Source organism: Mycoplana sp. BE70 (assembly GCF_031455855.1).
GTDB lineage: Bacteria > Pseudomonadota > Alphaproteobacteria > Rhizobiales > Rhizobiaceae > Mycoplana.
Genome location: NZ_JAVDTM010000004.1, coordinates 97086 through 110123, shown reverse-complemented (window position 1 = coordinate 110123; position 13038 = coordinate 97086). Strand labels below are relative to the sequence as shown.

Annotated in this window: 9 protein-coding genes; 4 read left to right on the top strand and 5 right to left on the bottom strand. The window is 63.3% G+C overall.

The features are described from left to right. Positions 1-183 precede the first annotated feature (183 nt). The gene (locus J2Y48_RS09035) at positions 184-2637 is read right to left on the bottom strand and encodes an adenylate/guanylate cyclase domain-containing protein (RefSeq protein WP_310416039.1); all 2454 of its coding nucleotides are present in this window, start codon (positions 2635-2637) and stop codon (positions 184-186) included. A 93-nt stretch (positions 2638-2730) separates the two neighbouring features. Beyond that, complete coding sequence (locus tag J2Y48_RS09030) at positions 2731-3825, bottom strand: branched-chain amino acid ABC transporter substrate-binding protein (RefSeq protein ID WP_310416036.1); 1095 nt, start codon at positions 3823-3825, stop codon at positions 2731-2733. A 330-nt stretch (positions 3826-4155) separates the two neighbouring features. Between J2Y48_RS09030 and ugpB the strand changes: the two genes are divergently transcribed. From ugpB to ugpC, 4 genes are all read left to right on the top strand, one after another. Beyond that, a complete protein-coding gene (gene ugpB, locus J2Y48_RS09025; RefSeq protein WP_310416033.1) occupies positions 4156-5466 on the top strand; it encodes a sn-glycerol-3-phosphate ABC transporter substrate-binding protein UgpB in 1311 nt (436 codons plus the stop codon). A 162-nt stretch (positions 5467-5628) separates the two neighbouring features. After that, the gene (gene ugpA / locus J2Y48_RS09020) at positions 5629-6540 is read left to right on the top strand and encodes a sn-glycerol-3-phosphate ABC transporter permease UgpA (RefSeq protein ID WP_310416030.1); all 912 of its coding nucleotides are present in this window, start codon (positions 5629-5631) and stop codon (positions 6538-6540) included. Between the two features lie 40 nt (positions 6541-6580). Further along, a complete protein-coding gene (ugpE, locus tag J2Y48_RS09015; protein ID WP_310416783.1) occupies positions 6581-7429 on the top strand; it encodes a sn-glycerol-3-phosphate ABC transporter permease UgpE in 849 nt (282 codons plus the stop codon). Then, complete coding sequence (gene ugpC / locus J2Y48_RS09010; RefSeq protein ID WP_310416027.1) at positions 7429-8481, top strand: sn-glycerol-3-phosphate ABC transporter ATP-binding protein UgpC; 1053 nt, start codon at positions 7429-7431, stop codon at positions 8479-8481. The genes ugpE and ugpC overlap by 1 nt, the downstream gene beginning before the upstream one ends. Positions 8482-8672: 191 nt before the next feature. Here the strand turns inward: ugpC and J2Y48_RS09005 are convergent, their stop codons facing one another. From J2Y48_RS09005 to J2Y48_RS08995, 3 genes are read right to left on the bottom strand one after another with little or no spacing between them, the layout of a single operon-like run. Further along, positions 8673-10466 carry an ABC transporter ATP-binding protein gene (locus J2Y48_RS09005; protein WP_310416024.1) on the bottom strand — a complete coding sequence of 598 codons (1794 nt, stop codon included), beginning with the start codon at positions 10464-10466 and terminating at the stop codon, positions 8673-8675. Further along, positions 10463-11407, bottom strand: coding sequence for an acetamidase/formamidase family protein (locus J2Y48_RS09000; RefSeq protein ID WP_310416021.1), 945 nt, complete (start codon positions 11405-11407; stop codon positions 10463-10465). The genes J2Y48_RS09005 and J2Y48_RS09000 overlap by 4 nt, the downstream gene beginning before the upstream one ends. Beyond that, complete coding sequence (locus J2Y48_RS08995; protein WP_310416018.1) at positions 11397-13034, bottom strand: ABC transporter substrate-binding protein; 1638 nt, start codon at positions 13032-13034, stop codon at positions 11397-11399. The genes J2Y48_RS09000 and J2Y48_RS08995 overlap by 11 nt, the downstream gene beginning before the upstream one ends. Between the last annotated feature and the right edge of the window lie 4 nt (positions 13035-13038).

Below are 13038 nucleotides of genomic sequence, written 5' to 3'. Positions count from 1 at the left end.
CGGCGATGGCGGAGAGCAGTGCCAGAAACCACGAGCATGAGTGCCGGAAACCTGGAGCGTCATCCGGCCACGTGATTAAGCCGTGGCGGCGCCGGAGCATCGGCCAAGCGCCGGCCACGGCATGCGAGAAGAAACCACGACCGCCGTCAGCCCGGAACTCAACATCCTCCATCGTTCCCGACCTTAGTGGCCTAGCCGATCGAGCGCGTCGCGAAGGGCGGCAGCTGCACTCTCACGCTCGCCGCTCGACATGAGTTCTGGCTCCAGATCGAGCTTTAGATGCGGCATGTCCTTGTGAATTTCCTCTGGTCTTGAAAGATTTGCCTTGGAAGCGACGACACGGTAGGCGGCAGTTGGATAAGCAATGCCTTTGACCTGGATCGGGCCAACCTCCTCGCAATGGATCACATCCTTCACCTGCGCGAAGGTCTCGTAGGAGATTAGGATGGATCCGGGGGCTGCCTCCTGCTCCAGCCTTGCGGCCAGGTTCACGGCACCCCCGATGATCGTGTAGTCCATCCGGTCTTCGCTGCCGAAATTGCCGACGGTACAATAATCCGTATGAATACCGATCCGGCAGCGGAGCGGAGTTTCTATCCCGACGCTGCGCCAGATCTCGCCGAGTTCACCCACTCGCTTCTGCATCGCAAGCGCCATCGAGACACAGGCAATGGCGTCTTCCTTGATACCGCGCGTCTCGGGATCGCCGAAGAACATCACGATGGCATCGCCGACATATTTGTCGATCGTAGCGCCAAACTCCAAGGCGATCTTGGACATTTCGGACAGGTACTGATTGAGGAGATGCGTGAGTTCCTCCGACTCCATTTTGTCGGTTGTTTCGGTGAAACCGGCAATATCGGTAAAGCAAATCGTTAGCTTCTTGCGCTGGCTCGCAATCCTCACGTCCTGTTGGCCGCTGAAGATCGAATTATAAACCTGAGGGGCGAGATACTTGGCCAATTTGCTCGAAAGCGCCTCGAGAGCGATCGACTTTTCGGACAGATCCTGCTCTCGACGCTTCAGCTCGGTGATGTCGGAATAGACCGCAACCGTCCCGCCGCCCGAGATCCGGCGCTCACTGATCTGGATCCAGCGGTCCGGACTGCGGCGCTGGACATGCGTTCCGGTTGGATTGCGATGCGCGAGCAGGCGCTCGGCGATCCATTCCTCCTCGCGACCAACCGCATTCTCTATAAGCCCGCGCTCCGCAGCCGCCCTGATGATTGCCTCGAACCGGGCGCCCGAAATGACGGTATCATTCATGTCCGGATAGAGAATTTCGCGGTAGCGGCTGTTGCAGAGGAGGAGCATGTCCTCCGAATCGTAGAGAGCAAACCCCTCGGAAATGCTTTCGATCGCGTCGACGAGGTGCTGGCGGGCTTCGGCGACTTCGCGCAGGTTCTTCTCCTCCACTTCGATCGCAGTGTCGCGAAAGAGCCGCAGCGCCTCGGCCATGCGGCCAATCTCGTCGCTCGCCGGCCTGGGCAGCTGCACTCGCAGATTGCCCCCGGCAATGGCCAGCATGCTCTGACTGACGCTCGCAAGCCGGGCGAGAAGGTTGCGGTCGACGTAGAGCCAGACGACCAGGAGCGAGCTGACGAGCGTCAGCAGGGCGGAGCCGAGAACGACCCCCGTCCCGAAAGCTTGTACGGCCGACGTTTCTCGTCCGGCATCGGCGATCTCACGGTGAGCAGCGGTTACAAGACGATCGACCGCAGCGGTGAGGTCCCGGGAAAGCCTCTCATTCTCGGCCACGAGCTTCTCGCCCTCGGCCAGAATGGCCAGCTCGCGTCCGCGAACGGCCGGAATTCCGGCGTCTCCTTCGGCCAATGCCCTGAACTCGGCGACCCGATCCCGAAAGCGGGCCTGCAACTTGGCTTCGATCTGCTGGACGATCGCCTCGAGGCTGTTTAGGGAACGCTGCAGCGGAAAGATGCTCAGCGCAAGATCGCCGGAAGTCGGCGTATTGGCGGCCTTCAGCAGCGCATCATTGACCGCGGCAATCTCCTGTTGGGCTTTCTGTTGGGGAAGATAGCCTACGATCGCCAGCAAGGCGCTCTCCGCCGCTGCGGCACGCTGCTCGGGCGGTGCGTCAGAGCCAGCGACCAATTTTTGCCACGCCGCCATTTTCGAGTTCGCAACCAGCGTGCCGGCATTGATCAGACGCAGGCCCGCCGTCGACGCAGCACCCAACCGGCGCAACAGCTCTTGCTTCCGGTCGACAACCGTCAGCCTCGTCGCAACCAGATCGTCGAGCGTCCGCAGGTTTCGTTCCAGGCCAAGGACCGCACTTTCGATCTCTGCGGACTCGGTTCCAAGCGTGCTGCCCTTGAGTGACCCGAGCAGCGTTTCGAGACGTGCCATCTCGACCGAGATGGCGGCGGACACCTCGGCACGCTTTATCGCGCTCGTTGCGGCGAGCATGGACGGCGCGGCGGCCGCTACCCGTTCGGCTTGTCGAGACAATTGCAGCGCAACAAGGGCAGAGGGCATCCGCCTTTGCGTGATGTGCGCGACGACGGAGCCGACTTCCCGATGCGCATAGATCGCAGCGGCGCTCGACAGCATGCTGATGGCGCTGAGCGCGAAGAATGCAAGCAACAAGCGGCCACGTATGCCGAGACGGTTATGCATCGCCTCCATTCCGGCTGATGCGGCTCGCTCTGCCGTGCCGGCATGCTCAAAATTCGCCGGCCCGCCAGCAGTTTGCCAATCCTGATCCTGGGCCTATTCTACGGGCACATACTCCCCATTCTTCCAGACGTACCACGCCCAGACTTGCCGCGTCAGATCGCCCTTGTCGTCGAAAGCGATCGGTCCGAGCACGGTCGAAAACTCGCCCTTGTGGAGTGCGTCGATCACCCGTCCGATCTCCAGCGAACCGGCCTTGGCGACAGCCTGGGCCCAGACCTGGATGGCGCCGTAAGTCAGCAGGGTATAGGCATAGGGCTCATAATTTTCCGCGCGATAGCGGGCGACGACCGCAGCGGCTTCGGCGTTTCGGCGCGCATCCGGTGTAAAGGTGAAAAGAAGGCCTTCAGCGGCAGGCCCCGCGATCAGCGCCAGTTCCTCGGTTGCCATCGCATCGCCGGACACGAACTGAACCGCGTAACCGGCATCGCGAGCGGCGCTCGCCATCAATGCGACCTCGGTGTGGTATCCGCCCACATAGACCACGTCGATCCCTTGCTCCTGGAGCTTGGCAACCTCCGCTGCATAGTCGCTCTTGCCCGGTTCATATTGAAGGTAGATTGCTTCGGTCACGTTGCGGCTGTTCAGCCGCTTCTTCGTCTGCTCCGCCAGGCCCTTGCCGTAGGTGGTCCCGTCATGAAGTATCGCAATCTTCTTCCCGCCCCAACGGTCGGCGAGAAGGTCCCCTGCGGTCGCACCCTGCGCATCGTCGCGTGGAATGACGCGGAAGACATTGGCACGACCCTGCTCCGTCAGGAGTGGATTCGTGGAACCTGGAGATATCTGCAGCACTCCTGCCGCCTCGTAAACCCCAGACGCCGGAATCGATGCGCCGGAACAGTAGTGCCCGACGATGAAGACAACTCTGTCGGCCACCAGCTTTTTGGCCGCTGCAGTGGCCTGATCCGGGTCGCAAAAATCATCGGCAATGATGAGCCGAACCGACTGGCCGAGCACGCCGCCTTGAGCATTGACGTCGTGAACCGCAAGCTCTGCGCCTCGCTGCAATTGCTCGCCGATCCAGGTCAGCTTGCCGGTCATCGGGCCGGCGGCCCCGATCAGAATCTCGGCCTGAGCGTGAAAGCCGATCAGCGATGCCAAAGCGACTGCTAATGGGAAAGGTCGGCGCATGACGCACCTCCTTTTCTCAATATACTCTGGATCAACAGGTGCGGCTACTTGTCTGTGCCCAAAGGAGCCGTGGGTGTGCATCCGCCACAAGCACGGGACACCTGGAGGGGTGACATCAGGACAACCAAATACGGGTTGCGGGCGGCGCGGATGTTGAGCGCATGGGTTTGCTATACGGTGTGGGTATAACGCTGCAACTTGAAATCACCATCGAGAAGCTTCGCATGCGACTTTCATGTGGCGATACAAAACTGTTGTATGGCTGTCATAAACTGACAATACTGCTCTCCGCGAGACTAAACCTTTCGCCAACCAGAACGGGAGCGAGACATGAAGATCGTAGGCTTCGCGGCCGGAGTTGCCGCCACATTCACGTTGCTATCCAGCACTTCGGCATTTGCCGTCACCGAGATTTCGTGGTGGCACGCCATGACGGGAGCCAACAACGAGGTGGTCGAGCAGCTTTCCAAGGAGTTCAACGAGAGCCAGAGCGAATACAAGGTCGTTCCGGTGTTCAAGGGCACCTATCCCGAGACGCTGAATGCCGGCATCGCCGCTTTCCGCGCCAAGCAGCCGCCGACGATCATGCAGGTCTTCGATGCGGGCACGGGTACGATGATGGCCGCCGAGGGCGCCATCAAACCGGTTGCCGAGATCCTGCCGATGGGCGGCCAGGCCTTCGACAAGAGCCAATACCTGCCGGGCATCGTTGCCTACTATTCCAAGCCCGACGGCACGATGCTGTCGTTCCCGTACAACTCGTCCTCGCCGATCCTCTACTACAACAAGGACATCTTCCAGAAGGCCGGCCTTGACGTCGACAATCCGCCCAAGACCTGGTCCGAGGTCTGGGATGCGGCCAGGAAGATCAAGTCGAGCGGTGCCGCACCGTGCGGCTTCACCTCGACCTGGCTGACCTGGATCCACACCGAGAATTTCGCCGCCTGGAACAACCTGTCCTACGGCACCAACGAGAATGGCATCGGCGGCACGGACGTCGAGCTCAAGATCAATGCCCCGACCTTCGTCAAGCACTTCCAGGAGCTCGCCGACCTCGCCAAGGACGGAACGTTCAAATATGGCGGCCGCACGTCGGAAGCCAAGCAGATCTTCCTCGCCGGCGAATGCGGCATCTTCACCGAATCCTCCGGGGGTCTAGGCGATATCGTCAAGTCGGGCATGAACTACGGTACCGGCCAGCTGCCCTATGAGGCGGATGCAGCGGGTGCGCCGCAGAACACCATCCCGGGCGGTGCATCGCTGTGGGTCTTCGCCGGCCTGCCGGACGAGCAGTACAAGGGCGTAGCCACCTTCTTCAACTTCCTGTCGCAGACGCCGATCCAGGCGCGCCTGCACCAGGTGTCGGGCTACCTGCCGGTCACGCTCGCCGCTTACGAGGAAACCAAGAAGTCGGGCTTTTATGACAAGAACCCGGCCCGCGAGATCCCGATCAAGCAGATGATGGGCAAGGCGCCGACCGAGAACTCGAAGGGCGTCCGCCTCGTCAACCTGCCGCAGGTCCGCGACATCGAGAACGAGGAGCTCGAGAAGATGCTCGCCGGCCAGCAGACCGCCCAGCAGGCGCTCGACAATACCGTCGAGCGTGGCAACAAGGCGATCCAGGACGCGATCAACAACTGATGCCGTGGGCGCGGCGGCCCCTGAATCGGGTTCGCCGCGCTCACCGCCTTTTTCCGCGGAGAGAGGCATCGCAACGTTAGCGTGGCATCGTCACTCGTCCGATCGGCCGGGCGAGGGTGCTGCACGCACCGAGCTGCGGTGTGGGCCTCCACGAACAAGCCGATGACCCAGCCGCCGAAGAGGCTCGCATTGTCCCCACGCGTCGTCTTTCCAAACAGGATCCTTCCCTATCTGCTGGTCGCGCCGCAGCTGGCGATCACGCTGGTGTTCTTCTACTGGCCGGCCAGCCAGGCGCTCTACCAGTCGATGCTCCGGGAGGACCCCTTTGGGCTGTCCTCCAAGTTCGTCTGGTTCGCCAATTTCAGGAAGGTGCTCTCGGACCCGAACTACCTCAATTCGGTTCACGTCACGATCGTCTTCTCCGTCGCCACCGCGGCGGTTGCCATGAGCGTGGCCCTGCTGCTCGCCGTGATGGCCGACAAGGTCGTGCGCAGTCGCGGGCTCTACCGCACGCTGATGATCTGGCCCTATGCTGTGGCGCCGGCCATTGCCGGCATGCTCTGGCTGTTCCTGTTCAACCCCTCGATCGGCTCGCTCGCCTATGGCCTGCGCTGGCTCGGCATCAACTGGGATCCGCTGCTCAACGGCAGCCAGGCGATGGTTCTGGTCGTCGCGGCCGCATCGTGGAAGCAGATCAGCTACAACTTCCTGTTCTTCGTCGCCGGGTTGCAGGCGATCCCGAAGACGCTGATCGAGGCTGCGGCCATTGACGGCGCCGGCGAGAACAAGCGCTTCTGGACGATCGTTTTCCCCCTGCTCGCGCCGACCACCTTCTTCCTGCTGGTGGTCAACACCGTGTATGCCTTCTTCGACACCTTCGGCATCATCCACGCCGTCACCGGCGGCGGGCCGGGCAAGGCCACGGAGACGCTGGTCTACAAGGTCTACAACGACGGCTTCGTCAATCTCATCCTCGGCGATTCGGCCGCCCAGTCGGTGATCCTGATGGTCATCGTCATCGCGCTCACCGCGATCCAGTTCCGCTACGTCGAGAGGAAGGTGCATTATGGCTGAGCCGACGACGCTTCCGCCCGCAAGCGGACATGACAGGCTGATGATCGGCCAGTCGGCTGCAGGCATCTATCTGGCGCACGCCGTTCTGATCCTCGGCATCCTGATCGTGGCGTTTCCGATCTATTACACCTTCGTCGCCTCGACCCATTCGTTGCAGACGATCCTGCGTCCGCCGCTGCCGCTTGTGCCCGGCGGCCGCTTCGTCGAGAACTATTCGGAGGCGCTGTTCGGCGGCGTCGGCCGCATCGGCGGGGTCAGCGTGGCGACGCTACTCGTCAACACCACCATCGTCGCGCTCGGCATCGCCGTCGGCAAGATCATCATCTCGATCGTGTCGGCCTATGCCATCGTCTTCTTCCGTTTTCCCGGCCGGATGTTCTTCTTCTGGCTGATCTTCATTACGCTGATGCTGCCGGTCGAAGTGCGCATCCTGCCCACCTACAAGGTGATGGTCGATCTCGGCCTGATCGACACCTACACGGGTCTGATCGTGCCGCTGATCGCATCGGCAACGGCGACGCTGCTGTTCCGCCAGTTCTTCCTCACCATACCCGGCGAACTGGTCGAGGCGGCGCGCGTGGATGGCGCCGGCCCCTGGCGCTTCTTCAAGGATATCCTGCTGCCCCTGTCGCGCACCAACATCGCGGCACTCTTCGTCATCCTCTTCATCTATGGCTGGACGCAATATCTCTGGCCACTGCTCGTCACCAACCGCAATGACATGAACACCATCGTGATTGCACTCAAGAAGATGATCTCGTTTGCCGATGCCGATACCGAATGGCATCTGGTGATGGTTACCTCCATGCTTGCGATCGTGCCGCCCATCCTCGTGGTGGTGCTGATGCAGCGCTGGTTCGTCCGCGGCCTCGTCGAAACGGAGAAATAATGGCAACCGTCGATCTCAAGGACGTCCGCAAGGTTTATGCAGGCGGCGTCGAAGCCGTGAAGGGCGTGTCCATCGCCATTCCCGACAAAGCGCTGTGCGTACTGGTCGGCCCGTCGGGCTGCGGCAAGTCAACGCTTCTGCGCATGATCGCGGGCCTGGAAACCATCTCGGCCGGCAGCTGCGCCATCGACGGGAAGGTGGTCAACGCCATCGGCCCGACCGAGCGCGACATTGCCATGGTGTTCCAGAACTATGCGCTCTATCCGCACATGAAGGTCTACGACAACATGGCCTATGGCCTGCGCAACCGCGGCACGCCGAAGGACGAGATCGACAGGCGGGTGCGTTCGACGGCGAAGACGCTTGAACTCGAGCACCTGCTCGAGCGTCGCCCGCGCGAGCTCTCCGGCGGCCAGCGCCAGCGCGTCGCCATGGGCCGGGCGATCGTCCGCAATCCCAAGGTCTTCCTGTTCGACGAGCCGCTGTCCAACCTCGACGCCAAACTGCGCGGGCAGATGCGCGTCGAGATCAAGAACCTGCAGCGCAATCTCGGCGTCACCTCGGTCTATGTCACCCACGACCAGTTGGAAGCGATGACGCTGGCCGACGTCCTTGTGGTGATGAATGCCGGCCTCGTCGAACAGTCGGGCGCGCCGCTCGACATCTACGAGAAGCCGGCCTCGACCTTCGTGGCCTCCTTCATCGGCGCGCCGCCGATGAACCTCCTGCCGCTCCGCAGCGGCCAGCTCGAAGGTGCGGTGACGCTGCCGGCCGCACCCGCCGATGCGGAGACGCTCGGCTTCCGTCCCGAGGATTGCGAGGTGCGTGCCGAGGCCGACGGCGTCGCCGCCGATGGCGCGTTGCGCCTGTTGGCCCGGGTGGAAGGCGTCGAGCCGGTGGGGGCGGAGAGCTTCCTCTACTGCCAAGCTGCCGGCGGGCGCATTGTCGTGCGCGTGCCCGGCCGCACCGAAGTCCAGCCCGGCGACCAACTGCCGGTGTTCGCCCGGCGCGAGAAGCTGCATTTCTTCGGCAGCGACGGCAAAAGGGTCTAGGCCGTGTGGGCCTCGATCTCCTTGTCAGATTTCGCGAGGAGATTGCGGCAGAGGCCCCGACGCAGTTGCAGCCGATTTACCGCTCACGGGTGACGCGGGCCGTTGACCGGAAGCAGGTAGTCGCGGCCTTCGGCCGCCATCCTTCACCGTAATCAAATTCTGGGCCGCCTCTCGACGCTGCACGTTCCTCCTCAGGCGGCGACCAGGTGGCCGCCGCCGATGTCCTTGAGGGTGACGCGTTGCGGCTCGTCGCCGACGGCGCGGGTCGGGCTCGGAATTTCGCCGTCCATGCGGGCGAAATGCGTGCGCCGACGAGAGGGATCGGGCGTCGGCACCGCCTCGATCAATCGCCGCGTATAGGGATGCGCCGGGTTGGAGAACACCTGGTCGCGCGTGCCCATTTCCACGATCTGGCCGAGATACATCACCGCGACCCGGTCGGAGATGTTCTCCACCACCGCCATGTCGTGCGAGATGAACAGATAGGCCATGCCGAATTCCTGCTGCAGCTCGCGCAGCAGTTCCAGCACGCGGGCCTGCACGGACACGTCGAGCGCCGAAACGCTCTCGTCGGCGATCACCAGCTTCGGCTGCAAGGCGAGCGCGCGGGCGATGCAGATGCGCTGGCGCTGACCGCCGGAAAATTCGTGCGGATAACGCTCCATCGCATCGACCGGCAGGCCGACCCGCTCGAACAGGGCGGCGACCCGGTCCCGGCATTCGCGCTTGGTGGCGATCTTATGGATGAGCAGCGGCTCGGCCACGAGGTCGCCGACGCGCATGCGCGGATCGAGCGAGGCGAAGGGGTCCTGGAACACCATCTGCACGTCGCGGCGCACCGTCTTGCGCGCATGCTTGTCGAGGCCGGCAAGATCGCGCCCGCCGACATTGATGCTGCCACTGTAGGGAACGAGCCCGGCCAGTGCCTTTGCGGTGGTGGACTTGCCGCAACCCGATTCCCCGACGAGCGCCAGCGTCTCGTTGGGGCGGATGGCGAAGGAGACACCTTCCACCGCATGGACGCGGCGCTGCACCCGGCCGAGCAGCCCTCCGCGCAGGTCGAACTGCACCCGCAGGTCGCTGACGGCCGCGATCGGTTCTGCACTGGTGGTAGGCCGACTTTCCTGCCGCCCGGCGCCGCCACCGATGCGCGGAACGGCGGCCAGCAGGGCGCCCGTATAATCCGTTCGCGGCGCCTCGAAGATCTGCGCCACCGGCGCTTCCTCGACCATGGCGCCATTGCGCATGACGATGACGCGGTCGCCCATCTCGGCGACGACGCCCATGTCGTGGGTGATGAGGATGATGCTGGTGCCGCGGCTGCGCTGCAGGTCGCGCAGCAATTCGAGGACCTCTCCTTGCACCGTCACGTCGAGCGCGGTGGTCGGCTCGTCGGCGATCAGCACGTCGGGATTGAGGGCAAGCGCCATGGCGATCATGACGCGCTGGCGCATGCCGCCGGAGAGCTCGTGGGGAAACTGTTTCATGCGGGTTTCGGCTTCTGAAATCCGCACCGCCCGCAGGGCTTCGATCGCCTTTTCGCGCGCTTCGGCCCGCGACAGCGACGTATGGGTCTCGATGGCTTCGACGAGCTGCCGGCCGATGCTTAGCACCGGGTTGAGCGAGGTCATCGGCTCTTGGAAGATCATCGCTACGCGATTGCCGCGGATGCGACGCATTCCGTCCTCACCGAGGCGGGCGAGGTCGAGGTCGCCCAGCATGATCGAGCCGGCCGAGACATAGGCAGCCGGTTGCGGCAGGAGGCCCATCACTGCCAGCGACGTCATCGACTTGCCGGAGCCGGACTCGCCGGCGATGCACAGCGTTTCGCCGCGCGCCAGCGTGAACGACAGGCCGCTCACCACGTCGCGCCCACCGTCCTCGCCACGCACGCTGATGGTCAGCCCGGAAACGGTCAGGACCGGCTCGGGCGACGCGGCGGGGGCCGAAGCTCCCGCCGCCGTGTTGATGCCGCCCGCGCTCATTCGAAGACGCAGCGCGGGAAGTAGAAGGACACGACCCAGTTGGGCATGTCGACGATCTCGCTGATGCGCAGGTCGCCGCATACCGACACCAGCATATAGGCGTCGACCGGATCGAGGTTGTAGCGGCCGGCCAGGAGATCGACCATCTGGGCGACGGCGCTCTTCGCACCCTCCATCAGGTCCGGCCCGATGCCGGTCGTCACCTCGTAGCCCTTCGCATCGAGGTGGCGCGTGACCGGCCCCGGCGTAGTGAAGCGCGGCGTCTTTAGGTTCGCCCCCTTCACCAGATCGAGGGTCAGGACGACATTCATCGGGCTTTCGATGGCCGTGCCGCAGACTTCGCCGTCACCCTGCGCAGCATGGGTGTCGCCGACCGAGAACAGCGCGCCCGCGACTTCCACCGGCAGGTAGAGCGTGGTGCCGGCGGCAAGATCGCGGATGTCGAGGTTTCCGCCGACCCGGCGCGGCGGCACGATCGAGTGCAGCCCCTTTTCAGCCGGCGCATTGCCGATGGTGCCGGCGAACGGCTTCAGCGGCACCCGGCCGTGCTTGCCGAACAGCGCCGGCTCCAGCGTCGAGGCGTCGTATTTCCAGATCGTCAGCGCCGGCTCCTTGAAGTCGTCGGCGAGCAGGCCGAAGCCCGGAATGTTCGCCGTCCAGCCGAAGCCGGACGGTTTGAACTCCTCGATGGTGACCTTCAGCGCATCGCCAGGCTCCGCGCCATCGACGAAGATCGGTCCGGTGACCGGATTGATCTTGGCGAAGTCGAGCTTGGCGATGTCCTCGACCGTGCTCTCCGACGAAAGCTGTCCGCCGGAGGAATCCAGGCACTCGAAGAAGATCGTTGAGCCGGGCGCGACCTTTTCGGCTGGGACAAACGTGTTGTCCCAGCCGAAATGGTGATTGCGTCCGTGGATGGTGTAGTTGCAGTTATTGCACATCGTTCACATACACATGGTCGTAGTTGACGGGGATATGGACCGGGTCGACGTAGAGGTTGTCGGCGCCGCCCATGCGCGTGGACTTCATGGTGAAGCGCTGCTCGTTGAAGATCGGCGCCCACGGGGCGTCTTCCATGATCTTCACATAGACGTCGCTCCACATCTTGTTGCGCTCCTCGGCCTTGGCCGGATCGACGATGGAGTCGGCCTTTTCGGCCATCTTGTCGAGTTCGGCGTTGCAGTACCAGGACCAGTTCCAGCCGCCCGGAACCGCGCCACCGCAACCCAGGATCGGGCCGTAGAAGTTCGACGGATCCGGGAAGTCGGCGATCCAGGCCATGCCGCCCGACCAGATCATCGGCGCGCCTTCCTTTTCGCCGCCGGCGGCGATGACGTTGGCCTGCGCCAGCGCTTGGATGTTGGCCTTGATGCCGATGGCGGCCAGATCCTGCTGGATGCCCTGCGCGATGCGCGGGTTCGGGTCGGTGTTCATGACGTAGAGATCGGTCTCGATACCGTCGGCAACACCGGCCTCGGCCAGCAACGCCTTGGCCTTCTCCGCGTCATAGGCGTAGCCCTGATAGTCCTTGGCGTAGCCCGGCATGGAGGGCGGCAGCGGCTGATTGGCCGGCACGGCGCGGTTGTTGATGAGCTGGACGATGCGCTCCTTGTTGATGGCCATGTTGACCGCCTGGCGCACCTTCACGTTGTCGAAGGGCGGGATATTGACGTTCATGGTCAGGTAGCCGGTGTGCAACTGGCCGCCCTCGACCACCCGTGCCTTCTGCTCGGGATCGTTCATCACTTCCTGGAACTTGGCCGGCGGAATGCCGTCGCCCGGAATGTCGATCTCACCCTTCTGCAGGCGCAGCAGCGCCACGATCGGCTCCTGGCCGATCTCGAAGGTGATGGTGTCGAGATGCGGCAGGCCCTTGTTCCAGTAGTCTGCGTTCTTCTCGAACACGACGCGCTGGCCGAGCGCCCATTCGCCCAGCTTGAAGGCGCCGGTGCCGACCGGGTTCTTGCCGAAATCCGGGCCGTACTTTTCGACTTCTTCCTTCGGCACGACATGGCTGAAGTTGATGGCCATGACATGCAGGAAGGTGGCGTCCGGACGGGTCAGCTCGAACTTGATGGTGTGGGAGTCGACGACGGTGATGCCCGAAACACCTTCGGCCTTGCCCTCGGCCGCTTCGTCATAGCCCTTGATGGAGGCGAAGAAGCCCTGGCCGGGGCTCTGCGTGACCGGATTGACGACACGGTCGATCGAGTATTTCACGTCTTCCGCGGTCATCTCGCGGCCGTTGTGGAACTTGACGCCCTGGCGCAGCTTGAAGGTGAAGGTCTGGCCGTCTTCCGAAATGTCATAGCTTTCGGCGAGGTCCGGCACCAGATTCGTGGTGCCTGGCTCATAGTCCATCAGGCCGTCGAACAGGCTCTTGATCATCGACCAGTTCTGCCAGTCGTAGCCGATCGCCGGATCGAGCGTGGCGACGTCATCCTTGTAGGTGATGGTGATGGAGCCGCCCTGCTTGGCGTCCGGGTCGGGCGCGACCTGTGCGGAGGCCGACGACAGGCCGAGCGCCAGTGCCGCTATGGCTACGGTTGAAGCGAGATAGGTCTTCATATTG

Coding starts and splice junctions, on each gene's coding strand:
- J2Y48_RS09035 (WP_310416039.1), bottom strand. CDS start 2,637: ATGCATAACCGTCTCGGCATACGTGGCCGCTTGTTGCTTGCATTCTTC.
- J2Y48_RS09030 (WP_310416036.1), bottom strand. CDS start 3,825: ATGCGCCGACCTTTCCCATTAGCAGTCGCTTTGGCATCGCTGATCGGC.
- ugpB (WP_310416033.1), top strand. CDS start 4,156: ATGAAGATCGTAGGCTTCGCGGCCGGAGTTGCCGCCACATTCACGTTG.
- ugpA (WP_310416030.1), top strand. CDS start 5,629: ATGACCCAGCCGCCGAAGAGGCTCGCATTGTCCCCACGCGTCGTCTTT.
- ugpE (WP_310416783.1), top strand. CDS start 6,581: ATGATCGGCCAGTCGGCTGCAGGCATCTATCTGGCGCACGCCGTTCTG.
- ugpC (WP_310416027.1), top strand. CDS start 7,429: ATGGCAACCGTCGATCTCAAGGACGTCCGCAAGGTTTATGCAGGCGGC.
- J2Y48_RS09005 (WP_310416024.1), bottom strand. CDS start 10,466: ATGAGCGCGGGCGGCATCAACACGGCGGCGGGAGCTTCGGCCCCCGCC.
- J2Y48_RS09000 (WP_310416021.1), bottom strand. CDS start 11,407: ATGTGCAATAACTGCAACTACACCATCCACGGACGCAATCACCATTTC.
- J2Y48_RS08995 (WP_310416018.1), bottom strand. CDS start 13,034: ATGAAGACCTATCTCGCTTCAACCGTAGCCATAGCGGCACTGGCGCTC.